This window comes from Enterobacter cloacae complex sp. IR5428, assembly GCF_049238585.1.
GTDB classification, from domain to species: domain Bacteria; phylum Pseudomonadota; class Gammaproteobacteria; order Enterobacterales; family Enterobacteriaceae; genus Enterobacter; species Enterobacter intestinihominis.
This window is the reverse complement of sequence record NZ_JBMKHV010000002.1, coordinates 215,655-241,573: the sequence shown is the minus strand read 5'-3', so window position 1 is coordinate 241,573 and position 25,919 is coordinate 215,655. Positions and strand designations below refer to the sequence as shown.

Here is a 25,919-nt window from a genome sequence, read left to right as displayed (position 1 = left end):
CCCGGCCTACGTTTCGTGATGTTGGCGGATTTTGTAGGCCCGGTAAGGCAACGCCGCCACCGGGCAAATCGTCAACTTAAGGTGCCGGGTAAGTATAAACCTGATGCACCGCTTCAATCTCCGCTAAGACCTCTTCACTCAGGTTCAGGTGGAAACTCTCAATATTGGTTTTTAACTGATCCATTGTCGTTGCGCCGAGCAGGGTACTTGCCACAAACGGCTGACGACGCACGAAGGCCAGCGCCATCTGCGCCGGATCGAGTCCGTGACGCTTCGCGATATCCACATAGGCCGCCACGGCTTTTTGCGTCTGCTCGCCGCTATAGCGGGTGAAGCGGCTGAAAAGCGTGTTACGCGCGCCAGCCGGTTTCGCGCCGTTCAGGTATTTGCCCGTCAGGGTTCCGAAGCCCAGGCAAGAGTAGGCGAGCAGCTCCACCTCTTCGTACTGCGTCACTTCCGCGAGACCCACTTCATAACTGCGGTTCAGCAGGCTGTACGGGTTCTGGATGGTCACGATCCGCGGCAGGTCGTGTTTATCGGCCAGATGCAGATAGCGCATTACGCCAAACGCCGTCTCGTTGGAAACGCCGATGTAGCGGATCTTACCCGCGCGCTGGCATTCCGTAAGCGCCTCCAGTGTTTCCAGCAGGGTGACGGCCGGAGCACTCTCGTTCCAGGTGTAGCCAAGCTTACCGAAGCAGTTCGTCGGACGCTGCGGCCAGTGCACCTGATAAAGATCGAGATAATCGGTTTGCAGGCGCTTGAGGCTGGCATCCAGCGCAGCACGGATATTCTTGCGATCGAGGATCTGGTTAGGGCGGATCCCGGCATCGTTATTACGGGAAGGGCCGCTAACCTTAGAAGCGATGACCAGCTTTTCGCGATTGCCGCGTTTCGCCAGCCAGTTGCCGACATACGTTTCGGTAAGACCTTGAGTTTCCGGGCGGGGAGGAACTGGGTACATCTCCGCCACGTCAATCAGGTTAATGCCCTGGCTGACGGCGTAATCGAGTTGTGCATGGGCATCGGCTTCGCTGTTTTGTTCACCAAATGTCATGGTGCCTAACCCCAGCTGGCTGATCTCCAGAGCGCTATGGGGGATACGGTGATAATGCATAGCCGGTTTCCTTTTTTAGACATACAGACCGCGTCAGGAACCTCCCGACAAAGGAATATAAACATGGCAGAGGGAAGGCAAAAGGGGAAGGAAAAAATCAAAAAGGCCAGCAAGCTACTGACCTTTATCTGTTTAACGCTCGATGATCTGGGAGACTTCGTCGCGATTAATTTGCATTTGATTGCCTTCGCGATCGCGGTAACTCACCAGACCGGTATCGTCGTCGACTTCGGGTTTGCCATCGGTCAGGATCATACGACCATCTTTCGTTGACATGACATAGTCGCTGCTACAACCCGATACCGCAAACGCTAAACCGACTGCTGAGATAATTACTGCCCATTTTTTCATCGTTCTCATCCTCACCTGGCTCGTATCAAATCATAGTGTAGTAATAACCTGATATTACGACAGGTGAAAGGGGGGAAATCTTAAAAAGGAGGAGATTATGTTAGCCGGAGCGCAAAATTGGTAAAAAACTATGTTTTCAACAGGAAGTGTCGTGCCAGCAGTGCACCGGTGAAATTCTTTTTAAGATAGAAGCCGCGCGGCAGCGTCAGGATCGGTTCGCCCTGTGCACCTACCGCTTCAGTGAGCGCTTTGCTGTTGGCGGCTTTGGGACGGAGTTGCAGCACTTCGCCATGCCGGGCGGTGATCTGCTCAACCTGTCCCAGCACAATCATGTCCATCAGCTCTTCCCAGTCCTGGGAAAGCTGTCTCTCTTCTTCTTCATCCGGGCTCCAGAGCAGCGGGGCGCCAACGCGACGCTCTGCCAGCGGGATCTGCCTGTCACCCTCAACGGGTACCCACAACACCCGCTTCAGCTTATGCCTGACGTGGCTGGTTTCCCATGTCACTCCGCTATTACCCGTTAGCGGCGCAACGCAGACAAAGGTAGTTTCCAGTGGCCGCCCCAGGCTATCAATGGGGATCGTCTTCAGTTCCACCCCCAGCGCCGCAAAATCTTGCTCAGGTTTACTGCCCGCGCTTGCGCCCAGCCAACGTTCAAGCAACACGCCGATCCAGCCTTTATCGCGCTTCAGATCGTTGGGTATCGTCAACCCCGCCATCACGGCCAGCTCGCCCAGTGCATAGCCTGCCAGACGTTGTGCCTGCTGGAGCAACTGGGCTTCACTGACGGGAGGAGAGAGCAGTGGGGCGAGAGAATGCATGCTGACAACCTTTTGGTTAAAAAATGAACTGATATTTTATCCCTTGTGGATAGAGTTTACTTTTTTCTGAGTACATATTCCATGTGGATGATTTATATTATGTTTTTTAGGAATGTATCCCGTCGCGCCATGGCTAAAAAACAGGTTGTGCAATTCTGGTCACTGACAATAAACAGGATCTTACACCATGTTATCCACAGAAAAATGGGATAACTGGGAATAACCGCCACTACTGTTTCAATTTACAGCCTTGACGTGCGATGAAAATCGAATTTTCACACAAATTGTGCCTAACTTATTGGCACAATCTGTGGATAAAACCGACGCTGTTCGATCTTTCATCACCAGGAAGATCTTTGATGTGACGATCGTCACGTTAATCGCCTTTGATACCCTAAATTTACGTTTAACTAGATGAATTGAAATAATTTATTTTAAGTGATGAAAGTTGCCGATTCGCCGGGCCACAAGGTTGTTCATCGGTAATTCCATACTTCTTCACAACTATATCCACAGAAAAGGTGAATAAAAATGGTCTCAGTCGCCCTCATCTGTTTATAACTCCTCACAAAATTGTGAGTTATTCAAATGTTATTAGGTTGCAGGCCTGTAAGAGAGTGGTTTACCGCCTCCCTGTAGTGTGAAACAATCATTCATATATCAGATTTAGTTTGGGGTAGTCCGGTGATTGATGACGATGGCTACCGCCCAAACGTAGGAATAGTAATTTGTAATCGTCAGGGCCAGGTGATGTGGGCCCGGCGATATGGTCAGCACTCCTGGCAGTTCCCGCAAGGCGGGATCAATCCTGGAGAGTCCCCAGAACAAGCGATGTACCGGGAGCTGTTTGAAGAGGTTGGTTTAAGCCGAAAAGATGTTCGCATCCTGGCTTCGACCCGCAACTGGTTGCGTTACAAGTTACCGAAACGTTTGGTGCGTTGGGACACAAAGCCGGTTTGTATCGGCCAGAAACAGAAGTGGTTTCTTTTGCAGTTGGTGGGCAACGATTCAGATATCAATATGCAAACCAGCAGCACGCCAGAGTTTGATGGCTGGCGCTGGGTAAGCTACTGGTATCCGGTTCGTCAGGTCGTGTCATTCAAGCGCGATGTATACCGTAGGGTGATGAAAGAGTTCGCAAGTGTCGTGATGCAGCTTCAGGAGACGACTCCGAAGCCACAGAGCGCACCTACCTGGCGACGTAAAAGAGGTTAAGCTACGCAAATCATGCTCACCCGCTTGCGAGAAATAGTTGAAAAGGTCGCCAGTGCGCCTCGCCTCAACGAGGCGCTGAATATTCTGGTGACGGACATCTGTCTTGCGATGGAAACCGAGGTCTGTTCGGTCTACCTGGCCGACCATGACCGACGTTGCTACTACCTTATGGCAACCCGCGGATTAAAAAAACCACGGGGACGTACCGTCACGCTCGCGTTTGATGAAGGTATTGTTGGCCTGGTCGGGCGACTGGCGGAGCCAATCAACCTTGCCGATGCGCAAAAACACCCCAGCTTCAAATATATCCCTTCCGTCAAAGAAGAGCGTTTCCGCGCGTTTCTTGGCGTACCGATTATTCAGCGCCGCCAGCTGCTTGGCGTGCTTGTTGTTCAGCAGCGCGAGCTGCGCCAGTACGATGAAAGCGAGGAGTCCTTCCTCGTCACGCTGGCAACGCAGATGGCGGCGATCCTCTCTCAGTCCCAACTGACAGCCCTTTTTGGTCAGTATCGTCATACGCGTATTCGCGCGCTTCCGGCCTCGCCGGGGGTCGCTATTGCCGAAGGCTGGATGGATGCCACGCTCCCGCTGATGGAGCAGGTCTACGAAGCCTCTACGCTGGATGAGGCGCTTGAGCGCGAACGGCTCACCGCTGCGCTGGAAGAGGCGGCGAATGAGTTTCGTCGCTACAGCAAACGCTTTGCCGCTGGCGCGCAAAAAGAGACGGCGGCCATTTTCGATCTCTACTCACACCTGCTTTCCGATGCGCGTTTGCGTCGTGAGTTATTTGCCGAGGTCGATAAGGGGTCGGTGGCAGAGTGGGCGGTTAAAAAGGTCATTGAAAAATTTGCCGAGCAGTTTGCGGTACTGACTGACGGCTATCTGAAAGAGCGCGCCGGCGATTTACGCGCGCTTGGGCAACGTCTGCTGTTCCACCTCGATGATACTATTCAGGGGGCGAATGCCTGGCCGAACCGGTTTGTGCTGGTGGCCGATGAACTCTCGGCGACGACGCTGGCGGAATTACCGCAGGACAGGCTGGCGGGCGTGGTGGTGCGCGATGGCGCAGCTAACTCTCATGCCGCCATTATGGTGCGTGCGCTCGGTATTCCGACCGTGATGGGGGCGGATATTCAGCCCTCCGTACTGCATCGCCGTACGCTGGTGGTGGACGGATATCGCGGTGAGTTGCTGGTGGATCCTGAGCCGGTTCTCCTTCAGGAGTACCAGCGTCTTATCAGCGAAGAGAATGAATTAAGCAAGCTGGCGGAAGATGACGTCAACCTGCCCGCGCAGCTTAAGAGCGGTGAGCGGGTGAAGGTGATGCTCAACGCGGGATTAAGCCCCGAGCATGAAGAGAAGCTCGGCAGCCGCATCGATGGCATTGGTCTCTACCGCACCGAAATACCGTTCATGCTGCAAAGCGGCTTCCCGTCAGAAGAGGAGCAGGTTGCGCAGTATCAGGGCATGTTGCAGATGTTTAACGACAAACCCGTCACGTTGCGCACCCTCGACGTCGGCGCGGATAAGCAACTGCCCTATATGCCCATCAGTGAAGAGAATCCCTGCCTCGGCTGGCGTGGGATCCGCATTACCCTCGATCAGCCGGAAATTTTCCTTATCCAGGTTCGTGCGATGCTGCGTGCCAACGCGGCCACGGGGAATCTCAGCATTTTGCTGCCGATGGTCACCAGTATTGACGAGATCGACGAAGCGCGGCGGTTGATTGAACGTGCAGGGCGCGAAGTGGAAGAGATGATCGGCTACGCGATCCCTAAACCCCGTATTGGCGTGATGCTGGAAGTGCCTTCGATGGTCTTTATGTTACCGCAGCTGGCGACCCGCGTTGATTTTATCTCCGTTGGCACCAACGACTTAACGCAATACATTCTGGCGGTCGATCGCAACAATACGCGCGTGGCCAGTATCTACGACAGCCTGCATCCGGCGATGCTTCGTGCCCTGGCGATGATCGCCCGCGAAGCCGAGCAGCATAATATCGACCTGCGCCTGTGCGGTGAAATGGCCGGCGATCCGATGTGCGTGGCGATCCTGATTGGCCTCGGTTTCCGTCACCTGTCAATGAACGGACGTTCCGTTGCGCGTGTGAAATACCTGTTACGTCACATCGAACAAGATGAGGCGCATGAGCTGGCCGCGCGAAGCCTGGAGGCACAGCTGGCAGCCGAAGTGCGCCATCAGGTGGCGGCGTTTATGGAGCGACGCGGCATGGGCGGTTTGATCCGCGGCGGCCGCTGATCCCCACAAAAAAATGACTGCTCGGACGACCCCCTCTCCCTTGAGGAAGAGGAATGGGGTGAGGGGGAACAGCGCGCATAAAACCCTATACACATCTTTTACATCTCAGGCGCATCCTCCGCGCCTGCCTTATGCTATGATTCGCAACTTTGGAGCACCTGCCAACGGCGGGAATGCAATTCAGCCGCTGTCCACTTTCAGCGGAATAACAACATCTTGTGGTGACAGATGAACAGTGGTTATCTGCATTTTCCGGAATTCGATCCGGTTATTTTCTCAATAGGACCTGTAGCGCTTCACTGGTACGGACTGATGTACCTGGTGGGCTTCGTCTTTGCCATGTGGCTTGCTGGTCGTCGCGCCAGTCGTCCGGGCAGCGGCTGGACGAAGAACGAAGTGGAAAACCTGCTTTATGCTGGCTTTCTTGGCGTATTCCTGGGCGGGCGCATCGGCTATGTTCTGTTCTACAACTTCCCGGTATTCCTGAACGACCCGCTCTATCTGTTCCGCGTCTGGGACGGCGGCATGTCCTTCCACGGCGGACTGATTGGTGTGATCCTCGTGATGGTGATCTTCGCCAAACGCACCAAACGTAACTTCTTCCAGGTGGCTGATTTTATTGCGCCATTAATCCCGTTTGGGCTGGGTGCAGGGCGTCTGGGCAACTTCATCAACGGTGAACTCTGGGGGCGTGTCGATCCGAGCGTGCCGTTTACCATGCTGTTCCCGGGCTCCCGCGCAGAGGATATCGCGCTGCTGCCTTCGCATCCTGAGTGGCAGTCCATTTTCGATACCTACGGCGTTCTGCCGCGTCATATGTCTCAGCTTTATGAGCTGGCGCTGGAAGGTGTGGTGCTGTTTATCATCCTGAATCTGTATATCCGCAAACCGCGCCCAATGGGGGCAGTATCTGGTCTGTTCCTGATTGGCTACGGCGCGTTTCGTATCATCGTCGAGTTCTTCCGCCAGCCGGATGCACAGTTTACCGGCGAGTGGGTACAGTACATCAGCATGGGGCAGATCCTCTCCATTCCGATGATTGTCGCGGGTGCCATTATGATGATTTGGGCGTATCGTCGTCGTCCACAGCAACAACTTTCCTGAGGAATCATGAAACAGTATCTTGAATTGATGAAAAAAGTGCTCGACGAGGGCACGCCGAAAAACGACCGCACCGGCACCGGTACGCTCTCCATTTTTGGCCACCAGATGCGCTTCAATCTGCAAGAAGGCTTCCCTCTGGTGACGACGAAGCGCTGTCATCTGCGCTCGATCATTCATGAACTGCTCTGGTTCCTGCAAGGCGATACCAACGTTGCTTATCTGCATGAAAACAATGTCTCCATCTGGGACGAGTGGGCAGATGAGAACGGCGACCTGGGGCCGGTTTACGGCAAGCAATGGCGCGCGTGGCCTACCCCGGACGGCCGCCATATCGACCAGATCACGACCGTCATGAACCAGCTGAAAAATGACCCGGACTCGCGCCGTATCATTGTTTCTGCCTGGAACGTGGGTGAACTGGATAAAATGGCGCTGGCGCCTTGCCACGCGTTTTTCCAGTTCTACGTGGCGGACGGCAAACTCTCCTGCCAGCTGTATCAACGCTCCTGCGACGTGTTCCTCGGCCTGCCGTTTAACATCGCCAGCTACGCGCTGTTAGTGCACATGATGGCGCAGCAGTGCGATCTTGAAGTGGGCGATTTTGTCTGGACGGGTGGTGATACCCACCTCTACAGCAATCATATGGAACAGACGCATCTCCAGCTGACGCGCGAACCGCGTGCATTGCCGAAGCTTGTGATCAAACGCAAACCGGACTCGATCTTCGATTACCGTTTTGATGACTTCGAGATTGAAGGCTACGACCCGCATCCTGGCATCAAAGCCCCTGTCGCCATCTGATACGGCGAATCCTGACACAACCGGTGCTCTTTAGCGCCGGTTTTTTTTCGCGCTCGTTTTGTTCTTCGAGCCTGTTTCCAGAGACGATGTAACGCGTTGCAACGGGTGAAAATCTCCGGAAAGCGGCTCGTAATGTTCTGGTTTAACGCTCGCGCCTTTTCTGCCATTCCGCCACACTTCCGCCATGAAAAACGAACATGGCTTTACGCTTATCGAAACCCTTTTCGCCATCTCGCTGGTTGTGATCCTCAGCGCGACGGGACTTTATGGCTGGGACAGCTGGCAACAGCGGCAGCGGCTCTGGCAGACAGCCTGTCAGGTGCGGGATTACCTGGCGTTCTTACGAAACGACGCAAATCGTCACAACAGCGAGCACAGGATCGCACTTCACGCTGACGGGAATCAGGCCTGCCTTGTCAGCGCTGTGGTCCCGGGCTGCGACAGCGGCGACCCGTTCGTGATGAAACCGTTATGGCCGGAGGTCACGCTGAGCGACGTAACGCCTGCGCTGGGATTTTACGGCTTAAGGGATACCGCATGGGCCGGACATATTCGCGTGCAGAGCCGCGCCGGTGCGTGGTGGGTTATTGTCTCAAATGGCGGACGTATCAGGCTGTGTAATGCCGCAGGAGAAAGTCTATGCCAGTAAAACAAAAAGGGTTTTCCCTGCTGGAGGTCCTGATTGCGATGACGATAAGCAGCATTCTGTTACTCAGCACGTCACGTTTTTTACCGGGGCTACAGCGGGGTGTTTTACTGCAATCCGGGCAACGGGAGCTGGAAGATGAGGTGTGGCAACGCCTGCTTGCGATGGGTAAACAGCTCCAGCGAGCAGGATACTGTGCAGGGCATTGTCAGGGGCAAGGGTTAATTATCGGCAGGCAAGGGCGATGTGCAATTGTGCAATGGGATGCAAACAGCAACGGCCAGTGGGATAGCACCGCGTCAGAAAATGACAGCACGGGATTTCGGCTTGAGTCCGGAACGCTCGAAACGCTGCGGGGCGCGACATCCTGTGAAGGTAAGGGATGGGATAAGCTCACTGACCCGGATCGGGTCCTGATAGAGCAGTTTATGGTCACTAAAACCGATCGTGCTGGCTTTGCGCCGGTCATCAGTATCGAGCTGCGTGCCCGCCGCAAAGGTGAACTGACTGCACCCTTTTCGGCTCGCCACACCGTAACGGGGTTTAATCTGTGAATCGTCAGCGGGGCATGTCATCGCTGGCGCTGGTCCTGCTATTGCTGGTGCTCGGCACGCTGATCCTCACCGGATTAAACCAGCAGTTGCAAACCTTTAGTACGTTGGTGAATGGTGAGAGTTTGTCTGTTCGCCAGCAGGCTGCCTTGCAATCTGCACTGGAGTGGGGACGCGTTCAGGACTGGGCTTTACAGCCAGAGGTTCAGTGCAAGCAGACACAAGGTCTGCGGGTCTGTGTAAGGCTGTTTGAGGAGCGTGTTTTGCTTATTGCCGGAAATGACGATCTGTTGCTATGGCAAGGCGGGGATATCGCGGAAGGACAAATACGCTTTTCTGCCCACGGCTGGAGCGACTTCTGCCCCCTTAAGGAAAGTGCGCTATGTCAGTTACCCTGAGCAGACAAAAAGGATTTAGCATGGTTGAGGTTTTGCTGGCAATGATGTTGCTGGTTGTAGTTGTGACGGCGTTATCCGGATATCATCGCGCGCTGGCAGCCCGGTATGCGGCGCTTAGCCAGTATCGTCAGCTATGGCATCATGCGTGGAATCAGTCGCAGATCTCAACATTAACGCTCCCGCCGGGCTGGCAGGTCAGTCGGGGGCAGACAACACAGTCCGGATGTGTCAGCATCACGGTCACACTTATTTCTCCTCTGGGGCGGCAGGGCGCGTTGACGCGTCTGCATTGCCCGGTTAGCCGCTAGTCGGGAGCGTTTATGCTAAGGGTTTACCACTCAAATCGTCTGGATGTGCTGGAAGCACTGATGGAGTATATCGTTGAGCAAGAGCGTCTTGACGATCCGTTTGAGCCAGAAATGGTGCTGGTGCAGAGCACCGGTATGGCGCAGTGGCTACAAATGTCCCTTTCGCAGAAGTTTGGCATTGCGGCGAATATCGATTTTCCGCTGCCCGCGAGCTTTATCTGGGAGATGTTTGTTCGCGTCCTGCCGGATATTCCTGAGCAGAGTGCCTTCAACAAACAAAGCATGGCCTGGAAACTGATGACGCTGCTGCCGGACATGCTGGCGCATGATGAGTTCGCCATGCTGCGCCACTATCTGAATGACGACACCGACAAGCGCAAACTTTTTCAGCTGGCCTCACGCACTGCTGACCTCTATGACCAGTATCTGGTTTACCGCGCAGAATGGCTGATTCGCTGGGAAGCGGGAGAATTAGTCGATGGGTTACCGGAAGCGCAAATCTGGCAGGCGCCGCTCTGGAAAGCGCTGGTCGAGCATACCGGGCAGCTCGGTCAGCCTAAATGGCACCGTGCTAACTTGTACGATCGCTTTATCTCAACACTTGAGAACACCGCAGAACGGCCAGCCCGTTTGCCGTCACGCGTGTTCATTTGCGGTATCTCCGCGCTGCCGCCTGTCTACCTGAACGCGCTAAAAGCGCTCGGTAAGCACATTGATATCCATATCCTCTTTACCAACCCATGTCGGCACTATTGGGGAGATATTCAGGATCCGCGCTGGCTTTCACGGCTGGTCACCCGCCAGCGTAAACGCCTCTTTGAGGAACGCGCCGTGCCGCTGTTTAAAGACAGTGAAAACGCGGCGCAGCTTTTCGATGAAGAGGGGATTCAGAACCTGCCGAACCCGCTACTTGCCTCGTGGGGCAAGCTGGGGCGCGACTATATTTATCTGCTTTCAGATATCACCTCCTCGGGAGAGGGGGACGTGGACGCGTTTGCGGATATTACGCCGGACAGCCTGCTGCACAATATTCAGCTTGATATTCTGGATTTAGAAAACCGTGCCGTGGCCGGGATCACTGCCGAGGAGTTTGCGCGAAGCGATAAGAAGCGAAAACTGGATCCTGACGATCGCAGTATCGCGATCCACGTTTGCCACAGCCCACAGCGTGAAGTTGAAATTCTTCATGACCGCCTGTTGGCCATGTTGCAGGACGACCCAACCCTGACACCCCGCGATATCGTGGTGATGGTGGCGGATATCGACAGCTACAGCCCGTTTATTCAGGCTGTATTTGGCAGCGCAACGGGCGACCGCTATCTTCCCTACGCGATCTCTGACCGCCGTGCTCGTCAGTCACACCCGGCGCTACAGGCCTTTATCAGCCTGCTTTCGCTGCCTGATAGCCGGTTTATCTCTGAGGATGTGCTGGCATTACTGGATGTGCCTGTTCTGGCCGCACGCTTCAGCATTAACGAAGAGGGCTTGCGCTACCTGCGCCAGTGGGTCAACGAATCCGGCGTCCGCTGGGGAATCGACGATGATAACGTCCAGGAGTTTGAGCTGCCCGCGACTGGCCAGCATACCTGGCAGTTTGGCCTGACGCGTATGCTGCTGGGGTATGCGATGGAGAGCATCCACGGCGAATGGAATGACGTGCTGCCGTACGATGAGTCCAGTGGGTTAATTGCGGAACTGGTTGGTCACTTAGCCTCGCTGCTGATGCAGCTCAACCGCTGGCGCCGTGCATTGATGCAGCCCCGTCCACTCGAAGAGTGGCTGCCGATTTGCCGCGAAATGCTAAATGACTTCTTCCTGCCGGACAGCGAAACGGAAGCCGCCATGGCGCTTATCGAGAAGCAGTGGCAGGCCATCGTTGATGAGGGGGTTAATTCGCACTATCACGAGGCGGTTCCCCTTTCGCTTCTGCGTGATGAGCTGACGCAACGTCTCGATCAGGAGCGCATCAGCCAGCGCTTCCTTGCTGGGCCGGTGAATATCTGCACCCTGATGCCGATGCGTTCAATCCCGTTCAAAGTAGTCTGTCTGCTTGGCATGAACGACGGTATTTATCCACGTGCGCTGCCACCCCTTGGCTTTGATCTCATGAGCGCACAGCCGAAGCGGGGCGACCGCAGCCGCCGCGATGATGACCGTTATCTCTTCCTTGAGGCGCTGATGTCTGCGCAAAGCAGGCTTTATATCAGCTATATCGGCCGTTCAATTCAGGACAACAGCGAGCGTTTCCCGTCCGTGCTGGTGCAGGAGCTGGTGGACTACATCGGGCAGAGTCACTATCTGCCGGGCGATGAGGCCTGTAACTGCGACGAAAGCGAACGTCGGGTGAAAGCGCATATTACCTGTCACCATAGCCGTATGCCGTTTGATCCTGTCAATTACGTTCCTGATGAACTGCAAAGCTACGCCCGCGAGTGGCTTCCCGCTGCGAAGAACGCGGGCACACCGCAAACCGATTTCATTCAGGCGCTCGAACCGCGCGCCATAGACACCCTTACGTTTGAGCAGCTGCAGCGCTTTTGGGCCCATCCGGTTCGGGCTTTTTTCCAGCAACGCTTGCAGGTGAACTTCCGCTCGGAAGAGAGCGAAATCCCTGATGCGGAACCGTTTATTCTTGATGGACTGGAGCGTTTTAAGCTTAATTCCCAGCTTTTGAATGCGCTGGTTGACGAAGAAGACGCCAGTAAACTGTTCCGACGTTACAGGGCGTCGGGATTACTGCCGTATGGTGCGTTCGGCGAAATCGTCTGGGATGCCCAGTGTGAGGAGATGCAAGCGCTTGCTGACCGGGTTATCGCGTGTCGGCAACCGGCGAGCAGCATTGAAATTGATCTCGATTGTAACGGTATGCACCTCAGCGGCTGGCTCACGCACGTGCAGTCTGACGGGCTGCTACGCTGGCGCCCATCTATGCTCAGCGTTTCACATGGCCTGCAACTCTGGCTCGAACATCTTGTCTACAGTGCGAGTGGTCACGAAGGCGAAAGCCGGTTGTTTGTACGTAAGGACGGCGAGTGGCGCTTCCCGCCGATGGAGCCTGAGCAGGCGTTGACGTATCTGTCGCTTTATATTGAAGGTTATCGTCAGGGCATGAACAAGCCTCTGCTTTTGCTGCCTGAAAGTGGGGGGGCATGGATAAAAGCCTGTTACGACGCGCAGAATGATGCCATGTTAACGGATGAGGCTTCGCTCCAGAAAGCGCGCAGCAAGTTTTTGCAGGCCTACGAAGGGAACATGATGGTACGTGGCGAGGGCGACGATGTCTGGTATCAACGTTTATGGCGAACGCTGGAGCCAGAATATTTCGACATTATCACGGAAGAGGCGCAACGCTACCTGTTACCGTTGTTCAAATTTAAGCAGTCCTGAGTGCTGTATAAAAATTGCACAGCACGGGGTGTTCATTTATGATGCACCTCTTATCACGGACTGATGTACCCAAAGAAAGAGATGCTGGCGTGTCCAGCACGCACGTTGTTAATGATGTAGCCGTGATAAAGAGGTCGTAATGCCAGGCAGCACCTTGTTCAAAGCGTTTGTTTTGTTTATCGCCCTTTGGGCTCCCGTCACTCAGGCCGATTCCGGTTGGCAACCTGTCCAGGAAACAATCCGTAAGAGCGATAAGGACACCCGTCAGTATCAGGCGATTCGTCTTGATAACGGGATGACCGTGCTACTGGTTTCCGATCCTCAGGCGGTTAAATCGCTCTCCGCACTGGTTGTGCCGGTCGGATCGCTGGAAGATCCTGACGCCCATCCGGGACTGGCGCACTACCTTGAGCACATGACGCTGATGGGGTCTAAAAAATACCCACAGCCTGACAGCCTGTCCGAATTTCTGAAAATGCATGGCGGCAGCCACAACGCCAGCACTGCGCCGTATCGTACCGCGTTTTACCTGGAAGTGGAAAATGATGCGCTTGACGGGGCGGTGGACCGTCTGGCGGATGCCATAGCCGCACCGCTGCTGGATAAAAAATATGCTGACCGGGAACGCAACGCCGTAAACGCCGAACTTACGATGGCGCGCACGCGAGACGGTATGCGCATGGCGCAGGTTAGCGCTGAAACCATCAATCCGGCGCACCCGGGTTCGCGCTTCTCAGGCGGCAACCTTGAAACGCTGAGCGACAAGCCGGGTAGCCCGGTGCTCGATGCGCTGCATGCGTTTCGTGAAAAATACTATTCCGCCAATCTGATGAAAGCGGTTATTTACAGCAATAAACCGTTGCCGACGCTGGCAAACATGGCTGCGCAGACCTATGGCAGGGTGCCAAATAAAAATATCGATCTGCCGCAGATTAACGTGCCGGTTGTCACGGACGCGCAAAAAGGCATTGTTATTCACTATGTGCCGGCCTTGCCGCGCAAGGTGTTACGCGTTGAATTCCGTATTGATAACAACACGGCGCAGTTCCGCAGCAAAACCGACGAGCTGGTGACTTATCTTATCGGTAACCGCAGCCCGGGTACGCTCTCCGACTGGCTGCAAAAGCAGGGGCTGGTGGAAGGTATTCGCGCTGACTCCGATCCCGTCGTAAACGGGAATAGCGGCGTGCTGGCCATCTCCGCGACGCTGACCGATAAAGGGCTGGCTCACCGTGACGACGTCGTTGCGGCCATTTTCAGTTATCTCTCTCTGCTGCGCGACAAAGGCGTCGATAAACGCTACTTCGACGAGCTGGCGCACGTGCTGGATCTCGATTTCCGCTATCCCTCTATTACGCGTGATATGGACTACGTCGAGTGGCTGGCAGATACCATGATCCGCGTGCCGGTGGAACATACGCTGGATGCGGTAAATATTGCCGATCAGTATGACGCCGGGGCGCTCAAAGCGCGTCTGGCGATGATGACTCCGCAGAATGCCCGCGTCTGGTATATCAGCCCGAACGAACCGCATAACAAAATGGCCTACTTCGTTGATGCCCCGTATCAGGTTGAAAAAATCAGCGAACAGACCTTCGCGGGCTGGCAGAAAAAGGCGGGGGAAATTGCGCTGAAGTTACCGGAGCTTAACCCCTACATCCCGGACGATTTCTCGCTGATCAAACCCGCAAAGGCCTATCCGCATCCGGAGCTGATTGTTGATGAGCCGACGCTGCGCGTGGTCTACACCCCAAGCCGCTATTTCGGCGACGAGCCAAAAGCGGATGTCAGCGTAGTGCTGCGTAATCCTAAAGCAATGGACAGCGCCAGAAACCAGGTGCTGTTTGCGCTTAACGATTATCTGGCCGGTATTGCCCTCGATCAGCTCAGCAACCAGGCTGCCGTTGGCGGTATCAGTTTCTCCACCAATGCCAATAACGGTCTGATGGTGAATGCCAACGGCTATACCCAGCGTTTGCCGCAGCTGTTCCAGGCGCTGCTGGACGGTTATTTCAGCTATACGCCTACGGAAGAACAGCTCGAGCAGGCTAAGTCCTGGTATGCCCAGATGATGGATTCTGCCGAGAAGGGTAAAGCCTACGATCAGGCGATTATGCCAGCACAGATGTTGTCCCAAATTCCTTATTTCCAGCGCGAAGATCGCCGCGCGTTATTGCCCTCAGTCACCTTAAAAGAGGTGCTGGCTTACCGTGATTCGCTGAAAACCAATACTCGTCCGGAGTTCCTGGTTGTAGGGAACATGAGCGAAGATCAGGCTAAAACGCTGGCACAAAACGTGCGTGCGCAACTGGGTTCAAAAGGCGATGAGTGGTGCCGTAACCAGGATGTGCTGGTAGAGAAAAAGCAGAATGCGATCTTCGAAAAAGCGGGAAGCAGCACGGATTCCGCGCTGGCCGCGGTGTTTGTCCCTGTCGGATATGACGAATTTACCAGCTCTGCCCAGAGTGCGGTGCTCGGTCAAATTATTCAGCCGTGGTTTTACAACCAGCTGCGCACCGAAGAGCAGCTGGGTTATGCGGTATTCGCTTTCTCGATGAATGTGGGCCGTCAGTGGGGGTTGGGCTTCCTTCTGCAAAGCAGCGACAAGCAACCCGCTTACCTGTGGCAACGTTATCAGGCATTCTTCCCGCAGGCGGAAGCAAAACTGCGCGCCATGAAGCCGGAAGAGTTTGCCCAGATCCAGCAGGCGGTTATCGCCCAGGTGATGCAACCGCCGCAGACGTTGGGTGAAGAGGCCTCGCAGCTGAGCAAAGATTTTGATCGCGGTAATATGAAATTTGATTCGCGTGATAAAATAGTGGCCGAAATAAAACAGCTGACGCCACAAAAAGTTGCCGATTTCTTCCATCAGGCGGTAGTAAAACCGCAGGGTATGGCCATCCTGTCTCAGGTTTCTGGCAGCCAGAACGGGAAAACGGACTACGTAAAATCAAAAGAGTGGACCGTCTGGAAGAGCGTCAGCGCGCTGCAACAAACTATGCCCTGGAGTAAGAAAGAATGACCCATACCGCTGAGCCGCTTGATCCCCTAAGTTTACCTCTACAGGGTGAGCGACTGATTGAAGCCTCAGCGGGAACGGGAAAAACCTATACCATCGCCGCGCTCTATCTGCGTCTGCTGTTGGGGCTCGGCGGCAACGCCGCTTTTTCGCGCCCGTTAAGCGTGGAAGAGCTGCTGGTGGTAACTTTCACCGAAGCGGCCACTGCCGAGCTGCGTGGCCGTATTCGCAGCAACATTCATGAGCTGCGCATCGCCTGTCTGCGTCAGACGACGGATAACCCCCTCTACGCGAGCCTGCTGGACGAGATTGCGGATAAGCAACAGGCTGCGCAATGGCTGCTGCTGGCCGAACGGCAAATGGATGAAGCGTCCGTCTTCACCATTCACGGTTTTTGTCAGCGCATGCTGAGCCTGAATGCGTTTGAATCCGGCATGCTCTTTGAGCAGCAGCTTATTGAAGATGAATCCGAGCTTCGCTATCAGGCCTGTGCGGATTTCTGGCGTCGTCACTGTTATCCGTTGCAGCGCGACATTGCTGAAGCGGTTCACGCCCTGTGGAAAGGTCCGGAAGAGCTTCTTCGCGCCATCGACCGTTACCTGCAAGGCGAAGCGCCGGTCATTAAATCTCCTCCGCCTGCCGATGAAACGCTGGCCTCGCGCCATGGAAAGATCGTCGCCAAAATTACCGCGCTTAAGCAGAAGTGGAATGAGTCGGTTGGTGAAATTGATGCAATCATCGAAAACTCAGGCATCGACAGACGCAAGTTCAACCGTGGGAACCAGGGGAAGTGGATCGAAAAGATCAGCGCCTGGGCCCAGGAGGAGACGCGGGGTTACCAGCTTCCGGACGCACTGGAAAAATTTTCGCAGCGCTTTTTGACCGAGCGAACCAAAGCCGACGGTATTGTGCCTGAGCATCCCCTGTTTGTGGCGATTGAAGCGCTGCTTGCGGAGCCATTAACGCTCAATGACCTAATGATCACCCGCGCCATGACGGAGATCCGCCAGGCCGTCGCGCGCGAAAAACGTCGCCGGGGCGAGCTGGGGTTTGATGACATGCTGAGCCGCCTGGACGAAGCCCTGTCCAGCGAGAATGGTGAAGCGCTCGCCAGCGCGATCCGTACCCGTTTTCCGGTGGCGATGATTGACGAATTTCAGGACACCGACCCCCAGCAGTACCGCATTTTTCGCCGCATCTGGCGACAGCAGCCCGACACTGCCCTGCTGCTGATAGGCGACCCTAAACAGGCCATTTACGCCTTCCGTGGGGCAGATATCTTCACCTATATGAAAGCCCGTAGTGAGGTGGTCGCGCATTACACGTTAGATACCAACTGGCGCTCCGCTCCGGGGATGGTTGAGAGCGTCAATGCGCTGTTCAGCCGTATGGAGACGGCGTTTATGTTCAATGAAATCCCTTTCCTGCCGGTGAAATCCGCCCCAAAAAACGCATCCCTGCGCTTCGAAGTCAGCGGTGCGGTACAACCCGCCATGACCTTCTGGCTGCTTGAGGGGGAAGGCTATGGCGTTGCCGATTATCAGGCGGCGATGGCCCAGCACTGCGCCGCGCAAATCCGTGACTGGCTAAGCGCAGGCGCGCGCGGCGAGGCACTACTGTGGAAGGGGGAACAGGCATATCCTGTAAAGGCCTCTGATATTACCGTGCTGGTGCGCAGTCGTCAGGAAGCGGCGTTAATCCGCGATGCGCTAACGTTGCTGGATATTCCGTCAGTGTATCTCTCTAACCGCGACAGCGTGTTCGACACGCTGGAAGCCCAGGAAATGCTCTGGTTGCTTCAGGCGGTGCTGGCGCCGGAGCGCGAAAATAAGCTTCGAAGCGCGCTGGCCAGTTCTATGCTGGGGTTGAACGCACGGGATATTGATGAACTCAACCATGACGAAAACGCATGGGATGTGGTGGTAGAAGAGTTTGTCCATTACCGTGAACGCTGGCAAAAGCGCGGCGTCATGGCGATGCTGCGCGAGCTGATGACACGGCGTCAGATTGCCGAAAATATGCTGGCGACATCCGGCGGTGAAAGGCGTCTGACCGATATTTTACACATCAGCGAACTGTTACAGGAAGCGGGTACCCAGCTTGAAAGTGAACATGCCCTTGTGCGTTGGCTGGCGCAGCAAATCGCGGATCCAAACAGTAACTCTTCAAGCCAGCAGATGCGTCTTGAGAGCGATAAGCATCTGGTGCAAATCGTCACCATTCACAAATCCAAAGGTCTCGAATATCCGCTGGTCTGGCTGCCTTTCATCGCGAACTACCGGGTTCAGGATCAGGCCTTTTACCATGACCGCGAGACTTTCGATGCGGTGCTCGATCTCAGCAAGGCGGAGACCAGCGTTGAACTGGCAGAAGCGGAGCGTCTGGCGGAGGATTTGCGCCTGCTTTACGTGGCGCTGACCCGTTCTGTCTGGCATTGCAGCCTGGGCGTCGCCCCGGTTTTCCGCCGTCGCGGGGAGAAAACAGGGGAAAGCGATTTCCATTTAAGCGCGTTAGGGCGGCTTATTCAGCGTGGCGAGCCGAAAGATGCGGCGGGGTTGCGCCTCTGCATTGAGTCGCTCTCCGGTGACGATATCGCGCTGCATATCCCGTCTATGCCAGACAATAGCCGCTGGCAAATGGCGCAAGAGCCCGCGACCGACCTTAATGCGCGCCAGATCACGCGGGTGCTTACCGACGACTGGCGCGTCACCAGCTATTCTGGCCTGCAACAGCACGGGCAAAGTATTGCGCTGGATCTCATGCCGAAGCTGGACGTGGATGCCGCAGGGGTGGGTGATATTCCGGTTGAACCGACGTTAACTCCGCATCAGTTCCCACGCGGCGCGTCGCCGGGCACCTTTTTGCACAGCCTCTTTGAAGAGCTTGATTTTACTCAGCCTGTCAGTGAGGAGTGGGTGCTGAAGATGTTACAGAGCGGGGGCTATGACGCGCACTGGCAGCCCGTTCTCACTGACTGGATCAACGCCATTTTGCAGGCGCCGCTGACTGAGCAGGGCTTCGCTCTTCGTCAGCTAACGGCCAGAAATAAACAGGTTGAGATGGAGTTTTATCTGCCTGTCGCAGGCCCGCTTAAGGCCGACGCGCTCGATGCGCTTATCCGTCAGTACGATCCGCTCTCAGCCGGTTGCCCGCCGCTGAACTTCCGTCAAGTGCAGGGCATGCTGAAAGGCTTTATCGACCTGGTCTTCCGTCACGAAGGACGGTACTACCTGCTGGATTACAAATCGAACTGGCTGGGCGAGAACAGCGATGCCTATACCCAGCAGGCGATGGCGGCAGCCATGCAAATGCATCGCTACGATCTGCAATATCAGCTCTACACGCTAGCGCTGCACCGCTATTTGCGCCACCGTATTGCGGATTACCGCTACGACGATCATTTTGGTGGCGTCATCTACCTCTTCTTGCGCGGGGTCGACGCTGCCGATCCGCGCTCCGGGATCTTCAGCACCCGTCCGGATGCGGAATTGATTAATAAAATGGATAACCTGTTTGCAGCAAACACGGAGGAGATGGCATGACGATGCAGGACTTATTGCTGGAAGCGGTAGAGCAACGCGTGCTGCGTCAGCTGGATGTGCAGTTTGCCATGATGATTGCCGCTGACCAGCCCGCCGTGATGCTTGCCGCTGCCCTATTGAGTAAAGACGCCGGAGAGGGGCATGTGTGTCTGCCGCTCTCGCGTCTGGTTGTTGACGAGAAAATGCCGCCTGTCCTCCAGTCCTGCTTTGCGCTGCTGGGGGAGAGGGTGGACTGGCAGAAAATTTTGCGCGAATCGTCGGCCGTCGGGCCGGGAGAAAACCAGGCGCCGCTGATCCTGACGGGGGAGCGCTTATATCTGAACCGTCTGTGGCGAAACGAACTGACGGTAGCGCGTTTCTTTAGTGAGACCAACGCGCCGCTTCCCTGCGACGAAGCGCAGCTTCGCCAGACGCTGGACAGGCTGTTTGACTCCGGTGAGCCTACAGACTGGCAGAAAGTGGCGGCGGCCGTCGCCCTGACGCGGCGGATTTCGGTGATTTCAGGTGGCCCGGGGACCGGGAAAACCACGACCGTCGCAAAGCTGCTGGCAGCCCTGATCCAGCTATCAGGCGAGCAGCGATGTCGTATTCGTCTGGCGGCGCCCACCGGGAAGGCTGCGGCGCGACTGACCGAATCACTGGGCGGTGCGATGCAACAGCTGCCGCTCACTCAGGAGCAGCTTGCGCTTTTCCCGGGTGAAGCGAGTACCCTGCACCGTCTGCTCGGCGCGCAGCCGGGTAGCCAGCGGCTGCGCTACCATGCGGGTAATCCGCTGCATCTGGACGTGCTGGTGGTGGATGAAGCCTCCATGATTGACCTGACCATGATGTCGCGCCTGATCGATGCTCTGCCGCCGCATGCGCGCGTGGTTTTCCTGGGCGATCGCGACCAGCTCGCCTCCGTGGAAGCCGGGGCGGTACTGGGGGATATCTGTACCTACGCCAGCTACGGTTATACCGCCGCGCGGGCGCAGGAGCTTGCCCGCCTGACCGGCTGCTCGCTTGAACCCGATCACTCGCCGGTCGCAGGCGCACTGCGTGACAGCCTGTGCCTGCTGCAAAAAAGCTACCGTTTCGGTAGCGACTCCGGCATCGGCCAGCTGGCTGCGGCGGTCAACCGTGGCGATCGGCATGCCACGCGCACGGTGTTTGACGGCTCTTTCACTGACATTGAAAAGAAATCGCTGCAAAGCGGGGAAGAGTATCAGGCTATGCTTGAGGAGGCTCTCCAGGGATACCAGCGTTTTCTGAGCTGCGTGCAGCAGCGCAGTCAGCCCGGGCAGGTCATTGCCGCATTTGGCGAATACCAGCTTCTGTGCGCATTGCGGGAAGGGCCGTTCGGCGTTGCGGGCCTGAACGACAGGCTGGAGCAGCTGCTCGTGCAGAAACGCAAAATTAACCGTCAGCAGCATTCGCGATGGTATGAAGGCCGGCCAGTGATGATCTCCCGCAACGACAGTACGCTGGGGCTGTTCAACGGGGATATCGGTATTGCGCTCGATCGCGGTAACGGTTTGCGCGTCTGGTTCCAGCTACCGGACGGCAGCGTGAAGTCCGTCCAGCCCAGCCGTCTGCCAGAGCATGAAACGGCATGGGCGATGACGGTACACAAGTCTCAGGGCTCAGAGTTCAACCATGCGGCGCTGATCCTGCCGACACAGCTTTCGCCGGTCGTAACCCGTGAGTTGGTCTACACCGCCATTACCCGTGCGCGCCAGCGTCTGTCGCTGTATGCGGATGAGCGCGTGCTGGGTCAGGCGATTGCCACTCGCACCGAGCGCAGAAGCGGATTAAGCGCGATTTTTGAATCTGTCTGAGTAATCACCCTCTCCGACAGGAGAGGGTGATTGTTATCCCAGGTCCGCCATTAACACCTTCGAGCGGCGCTGGTAGTTGTACATCTCTTTCTTACTTTCCGGCAGCGAATCAATATCCACCGGCGTGAAGCCGCGCTCCTGGAACCAGTGAATGCTGCGCGTGGTGAGCACGAACAGCTTGCTCAGACCCATCTGGCGCGCCTGTGCCGCCACGCGTTCAAGCAGCAGTTCCCCCCGCGAGGAGCTACGGTAATCCGGGTGCACGGCAACGCACGCCATTTCGCCAATCTGTTCTTCCGGGAACGGATAAAGCGCCGCACAGGCAATGGTCAGGTTATCTCGCTGGATGATGGTGAACTTGTCGATCTCCATCTCCAGCTGCTCGCGGGAGCGGCGAACCAGAATGCCCTGTTGTTCCAGCGGACGGATCAGCTCCAGAATGCCGCCGATGTCATTGATGGTGGCACGGCGGATCTGCTCGGCGCTCTCCATTACGATCTGCGTACCGATCCCGTCCCGGGAGAACAGTTCCTGCAACAGCGCGCCGTCTTCCTGATAGCTGATCAGGTGGCTGCGGCGTACCCCGCTGCGGCACGCTTTGACGGCGCCGCGCAGAAAACGCACGGTACCGGAATAGTAATCGCCTTGTGCTTCCAGCGCTTCGACGCGCGCCTGGGCTTCATTCGGAAAAAGTTCTGGCACAATCACGCCCTCATCGTTCACGACACCCTGTGAGGAGCAAAAGCCGATCATTTTTTCCGCTTTCAGCTTGATGGCCAGCTGGGTGGCAATCTCTTCTGAGGTCAGATTAAAACTTTCACCCGTTACGGAAACGGCAACGGGTCCCATCAGGACGATCGCGCCATTGTCTAACTGGCGGTGAATGGCTTCTTCATCAATGCGCCGGATGCGGCCGCTGTGGCAGTAATCCACGCCATCGTCCACGCCGAGCGGCTGAGCGATGATAAAGTTGCCGCTCACCACGTTGATGTGCGCGCCCTGCAGCGGCGTATTACTCAGGCTCATCGACAGGCGGGCGGTGATATCGAGCTGCAACAGACCCGCCGCCTGTTTGACCAGTTCGAGGGTTTTCGCATCCGTCACGCGGGTATGTTTGTGGTAGATCGGCTCATGGTGATGGGCGGCCAGGTTGGCTTCGATTTGCGGACGTGCGCCATACACCACCACCAGACGGATGCCGAGGCTGTGCAGCAGGCCGATATCATTGACGATACTGGAAAAGTTCTCATGCTCAATGGCTTCGCCGCCAAGCATGATGACAAAGGTTTTCCCCCGATGGGTGTTGATATAGGGAACAGAATGGCGGAATCCCTGGACCAGTTCGGTTCTGCGTTCCTTAACCATGACACAACCCTTAATGAATGTTTATTCGTTATTTATGTATTTTTATTCGATTGTGGCCGCGTGTGCAAGCCAAAATTTTCTGCGACACACAGAAAATAATAAGTAATCCGTGCGTTAACGTATGATTGTTTACCCTTTTATAGATGACAGTTTATGCGTCATTCGTTAAAGTTTTCGGTCAATTTGGGCGTTTTGTTCATCAATCAGATTTCTTGCTCGGGAGAAGCATGTCGGGATCCAATTCAGCAATAAGCCGCCGCCGCCTGTTAAAAGGGGCCGGGGCGATGTGGTTGCTTAGCGTCAGCCAGGTGGGTCTTGCCGCCACAAGCCAGGTAGTCGCGGTGCGCGTCTGGCCGTCGTCGACCTATACGCGCGTGACGGTCGAGTCCAACCGCGTGCTGAAATACAAACAATTTGCCCTCAGCAATCCTGAACGTGTGGTGGTTGATCTCGAAGGTGTGAATCTCAACTCCGTGCTTAAAGGCATGGCGGCGCAGATCCGTGGCGACGATCCTTTTATCAAATCGGCGCGCGTCGGGCAGTTCGATCCGCAAACCGTGCGCATGGTGTTTGAGCTCAAGCAGAACGTGAAACCGCAGCTCTTTGCCCTTGCGCCTGTTGCCGCCTTTAAGGAGCGCCTGGTAATGGATCTCTATCCGGCGAATGCAACGGATATTCAGGATCCGCTCCTGGCGTTACTTGAAGATTACAACAAAGGCGATCTCCAGCGGCAGGTCCCACCTGCGCAAAGTGGTCCTAAGCCGGGCAGGGCGGGGCGCGATCGTCCGATTGTGATCATGCTCGATCCTGGCCACGGCGGAGAAGATTCCGGCGCCGTTGGGAAATATCACACCCGCGAAAAAGATGTGGTGCTGCAAATTGCCCGTCGTCTGAAGGCGTTAATCGACAAAGAGGGCAATATGCGCGCCTACATGACGCGCAACGAAGATGTCTTTATCCCGCTGAAGGTCCGCGTGGCGAAAGCGCAGAAGCAGCGCGCGGATCTGTTTGTCTCTATTCATGCGGACGCCTTCACCAGCCGCCAGCCGAGCGGATCGTCGGTGTTTGCCCTGTCAACGAAAGGGGCGACCAGTACCGCCGCGAGATACCTGGCGGACACGCAGAACGCCTCGGATTTAATCGGTGGCGTGAGTAAAAGCGGGGATCGTTACGTCGACCATACGCTGTTTGATATGGTGCAGTCGCTGACCATTACCGACAGTCTGAAGTTTGGTAAAGCGGTGCTGGGCAAACTGGGCCGGGTCAACAAGCTGCACAAAAACAGCGTCGAGCAGGCCGGATTTGCAGTACTGAAAGCGCCAGATATTCCGTCCATTCTGGTCGAAACCGCGTTTATCAGTAACGTGCAAGAGGAACGCAAGCTCAAGACGGCTAAATTCCAGCAGGAAGTGGCGGAGTCGATTCTGGCGGGTATTCGGGCCTATTTCTCAGACGGGGAAACGCTGGCGCGGCGGGGATAGGGTATTACGCCGGGTATCTCGCCCGGCACTTTCACAAACGGCAGATACAAAAAAACACCCTTAAGGGTGTTTATTGTTTTAAGAAGTGTTGGTTGCGGGGGCCGGATTTGAACCGACGACCTTCGGGTTATGAGCCCGACGAGCTACCAGGCTGCTCCACCCCGCGTCCGTCTTTCTACACTTGTAGAAACTTACTTCTTCAAATTTGATTGGTTGCGGGGGCCGGATTTGAACCGACGACCTTCGGGTTATGAGCCCGACGAGCTACCAGGCTGCTCCACCCCGCGTCCGTCTTTCTACAGTCGTAGAAGATACTTCATCAAATTTTAATTGGTTGCGGGGGCCGGATTTGAACCGACGACCTTCGGGTTATGAGCCCGACGAGCTACCAGGCTGCTCCACCCCGCGTCCGTGGAAGCGCACTATACTCGGATAGGTTTGTGATGCAACCCCTTTTTCGCATAATTCATTATTTTGTATGCAAAATGAACGGGAATAGCCACTTTGGACTATTTTTTGTCCAGAATTTGCCAAAGGGAAGGCGATCGCATTTCATTACCACGATGGGTTTGTTATCTTCATCACGCGGAATTGGGCAACTAAAAGACGAGATATAATGAAAGGACGTTGGGTGAAGTATCTGATGACAGGCGCAATGGTAGCGATTCTTGCGGCCTGCTCTTCCAAACCGACCGATCGCGGTCAACAGTATAAAGACGGGAAGTTATCCCAGCCTTTCTCTTTAGTTAACCAGCCAGATGCCGTGGGTGCTCCAATCAATGCCGGGGATTTCTCCGAGCAGGTGTACCAGATCCGCAAAGCGTCGCCGCGCCTGTATGGCTCACAGAACAACGTTTATAGTGCAGTGCAGGACTGGCTGCGTGCTGGCGGTGATACGCGCAATATGCGCCAGTTTGGTATTGACGCGTGGCAGATGGAAGGGGCGGATAACTACGGTAACGTTCAGTTTACCGGCTACTACACCCCGGTTGTCCAGGCACGACACACGCGTCAGGGCGAATTCCAGTATCCGATTTACCGCATGCCGCCAAAACGCGGTCGTCTCCCGTCCCGCGCTGAAATCTATGCCGGTGCGCTTAGCGAAAATTACGTGCTGGCCTACAGCAACTCGCTGATGGATAACTTCATCATGGACGTGCAGGGCAGCGGCTATATTGATTTTGGCGACGGCTCGCCGCTGAACTTCTTTAGCTATGCCGGGAAAAACGGCCATGCCTATCGCAGCATCGGTAAGGTGCTCATCGACCGTGGTGAAGTGAAACGAGAAGATATGTCGATGCAGGCGATCCGCGAGTGGGGCGAAAAACACAGCGAAGCGGAAGTGCGTGAGCTGCTTGAGCAGAATCCATCGTTTGTCTTCTTCAAACCGCAGAACTTTGCGCCGGTGAAAGGGGCGAGCGCCGTCCCGCTGATTGGCCGCGCTTCTGTGGCATCGGATCGTTCGATTATCCCGGCGGGTACCACGCTGCTGGCGGAAGTTCCTCTCCTCGACAACAACGGCAAATTCAACGGCAAGTATGAATTACGCCTGATGGTGGCGCTGGACGTGGGCGGGGCGATTAAAGGCCAGCACTTCGACATTTATCAGGGCATCGGCCCGGATGCCGGCCACCGTGCAGGCTGGTATAACCACTACGGGCGCGTGTGGGTGCTGAAGACAGCGCCGGGTACCGGGAACGTATTTAGCGGCTGAGTGTGGTATTCTGAGCGCAAGAC

General features: G+C 55.7%; 18 protein-coding genes, 3 tRNA genes and 1 pseudogene. 14 read left to right on the top strand and 8 right to left on the bottom strand.

Translation table 11 applies throughout. From position 1 onward, the window contains the following. Positions 1-76 precede the first annotated feature (76 nt). The 4 genes and pseudogenes from ACOTXC_RS03450 to ACOTXC_RS03435 form a co-directional block, all read right to left on the bottom strand. On the bottom strand, positions 77-1,117 hold the full coding sequence (locus ACOTXC_RS03450; protein ID WP_015571754.1) for an NADP(H)-dependent aldo-keto reductase: 1,041 nt from the start codon (positions 1,115-1,117) through the stop codon (positions 77-79). A gap of 132 nt (positions 1,118-1,249) precedes the next feature. Further along, a complete protein-coding gene (locus ACOTXC_RS03445) occupies positions 1,250-1,468 on the bottom strand; it encodes a YgdI/YgdR family lipoprotein (protein ID WP_003862794.1) in 219 nt (72 codons plus the stop codon). Positions 1,469-1,596: 128 nt separating this feature from the next. After that, positions 1,597-2,289 (bottom strand): DNA mismatch repair endonuclease MutH, encoded by a 693-nt coding sequence (gene mutH, locus ACOTXC_RS03440; RefSeq protein ID WP_022649239.1) that lies wholly within the window; start codon positions 2,287-2,289, stop codon positions 1,597-1,599. A 155-nt stretch (positions 2,290-2,444) separates the two neighbouring features. Next, positions 2,445-2,519: pseudogene (locus ACOTXC_RS03435) on the bottom strand (hypothetical protein); the annotation flags it as partial. Between the two features lie 454 nt (positions 2,520-2,973). Here ACOTXC_RS03435 and rppH point away from each other — a divergent pair. The 12 genes from rppH (at position 2,974) to recD (ending at position 21,336) form a co-directional block, all read left to right on the top strand. Continuing rightward, positions 2,974-3,504: an RNA pyrophosphohydrolase gene (rppH, locus tag ACOTXC_RS03430; RefSeq protein WP_421767405.1), complete on the top strand. Its 531-nt coding sequence runs from the start codon at positions 2,974-2,976 to the stop codon at positions 3,502-3,504. A 12-nt stretch (positions 3,505-3,516) separates the two neighbouring features. After that, positions 3,517-5,763, top strand: coding sequence for a phosphoenolpyruvate--protein phosphotransferase (gene ptsP / locus ACOTXC_RS03425; RefSeq protein WP_023306854.1), 2,247 nt, complete (start codon positions 3,517-3,519; stop codon positions 5,761-5,763). 228 nt (positions 5,764-5,991) lie between these two features. Continuing rightward, positions 5,992-6,867, top strand: a complete 876-nt coding sequence (gene lgt / locus ACOTXC_RS03420; RefSeq protein ID WP_022649236.1) for a prolipoprotein diacylglyceryl transferase — start codon at positions 5,992-5,994, stop codon at positions 6,865-6,867. Positions 6,868-6,873: 6 nt separating this feature from the next. Then, complete coding sequence (thyA, locus tag ACOTXC_RS03415; protein WP_006811817.1) at positions 6,874-7,668, top strand: thymidylate synthase; 795 nt, start codon at positions 6,874-6,876, stop codon at positions 7,666-7,668. A gap of 184 nt (positions 7,669-7,852) precedes the next feature. After that, the gene (locus ACOTXC_RS03410) at positions 7,853-8,317 is read left to right on the top strand and encodes a prepilin peptidase-dependent protein (protein ID WP_032626041.1); all 465 of its coding nucleotides are present in this window, start codon (positions 7,853-7,855) and stop codon (positions 8,315-8,317) included. After that, positions 8,308-8,868, top strand: coding sequence for a prepilin peptidase-dependent protein (locus ACOTXC_RS03405; protein ID WP_032626039.1), 561 nt, complete (start codon positions 8,308-8,310; stop codon positions 8,866-8,868). The genes ACOTXC_RS03410 and ACOTXC_RS03405 overlap by 10 nt, the downstream gene beginning before the upstream one ends. Beyond that, positions 8,865-9,263, top strand: coding sequence for a DUF2509 family protein (locus ACOTXC_RS03400; RefSeq protein ID WP_421767404.1), 399 nt, complete (start codon positions 8,865-8,867; stop codon positions 9,261-9,263). The genes ACOTXC_RS03405 and ACOTXC_RS03400 overlap by 4 nt, the downstream gene beginning before the upstream one ends. Continuing rightward, positions 9,248-9,571: a prepilin-type N-terminal cleavage/methylation domain-containing protein gene (locus ACOTXC_RS03395; RefSeq protein WP_023298509.1), complete on the top strand. Its 324-nt coding sequence runs from the start codon at positions 9,248-9,250 to the stop codon at positions 9,569-9,571. The genes ACOTXC_RS03400 and ACOTXC_RS03395 overlap by 16 nt, the downstream gene beginning before the upstream one ends. Positions 9,572-9,583: 12 nt before the next feature. Further along, positions 9,584-12,958: an exodeoxyribonuclease V subunit gamma gene (recC, locus tag ACOTXC_RS03390; protein ID WP_165716042.1), complete on the top strand. Its 3,375-nt coding sequence runs from the start codon at positions 9,584-9,586 to the stop codon at positions 12,956-12,958. A gap of 139 nt (positions 12,959-13,097) precedes the next feature. Beyond that, a complete protein-coding gene (ptrA, locus tag ACOTXC_RS03385; protein ID WP_023298507.1) occupies positions 13,098-15,980 on the top strand; it encodes a pitrilysin in 2,883 nt (960 codons plus the stop codon). Beyond that, a complete protein-coding gene (gene recB / locus ACOTXC_RS03380) occupies positions 15,977-19,519 on the top strand; it encodes an exodeoxyribonuclease V subunit beta (RefSeq protein ID WP_421767403.1) in 3,543 nt (1,180 codons plus the stop codon). The genes ptrA and recB overlap by 4 nt, the downstream gene beginning before the upstream one ends. Then, a complete protein-coding gene (gene recD, locus ACOTXC_RS03375) occupies positions 19,516-21,336 on the top strand; it encodes an exodeoxyribonuclease V subunit alpha (RefSeq protein ID WP_421767402.1) in 1,821 nt (606 codons plus the stop codon). Before recB ends, recD begins: the two co-directional genes overlap by 4 nt. 33 nt (positions 21,337-21,369) lie before the next feature. Here recD and argA read toward each other — a convergent pair whose 3' ends face one another. Further along, entirely contained in the window at positions 21,370-22,701 is a 1,332-nt protein-coding gene (gene argA, locus ACOTXC_RS03370; RefSeq protein WP_022649227.1) for an amino-acid N-acetyltransferase, read from the bottom strand. A 227-nt stretch (positions 22,702-22,928) separates the two neighbouring features. On the opposite strand from argA, the gene amiC reads away from it, so the two are divergent. Then, on the top strand, positions 22,929-24,182 hold the full coding sequence (amiC, locus tag ACOTXC_RS03365; RefSeq protein WP_022649226.1) for an N-acetylmuramoyl-L-alanine amidase AmiC: 1,254 nt from the start codon (positions 22,929-22,931) through the stop codon (positions 24,180-24,182). Positions 24,183-24,271: 89 nt separating this feature from the next. On the opposite strand, the gene ACOTXC_RS03360 is transcribed toward amiC, so the two are convergent. From ACOTXC_RS03360 to ACOTXC_RS03350, 3 genes are all read right to left on the bottom strand, one after another. Further along, positions 24,272-24,348, bottom strand: a tRNA-Met gene (locus ACOTXC_RS03360). A 44-nt stretch (positions 24,349-24,392) separates the two neighbouring features. Then, positions 24,393-24,469 (bottom strand) — tRNA-Met (locus ACOTXC_RS03355). Between the two features lie 44 nt (positions 24,470-24,513). Then, positions 24,514-24,590 (bottom strand) — tRNA-Met (locus ACOTXC_RS03350). A gap of 208 nt (positions 24,591-24,798) precedes the next feature. Here ACOTXC_RS03350 and mltA point away from each other — a divergent pair. Then, positions 24,799-25,896: a murein transglycosylase A gene (gene mltA / locus ACOTXC_RS03345; protein WP_022649225.1), complete on the top strand. Its 1,098-nt coding sequence runs from the start codon at positions 24,799-24,801 to the stop codon at positions 25,894-25,896. The last annotated feature ends 23 nt before the right edge of the window (positions 25,897-25,919 follow it).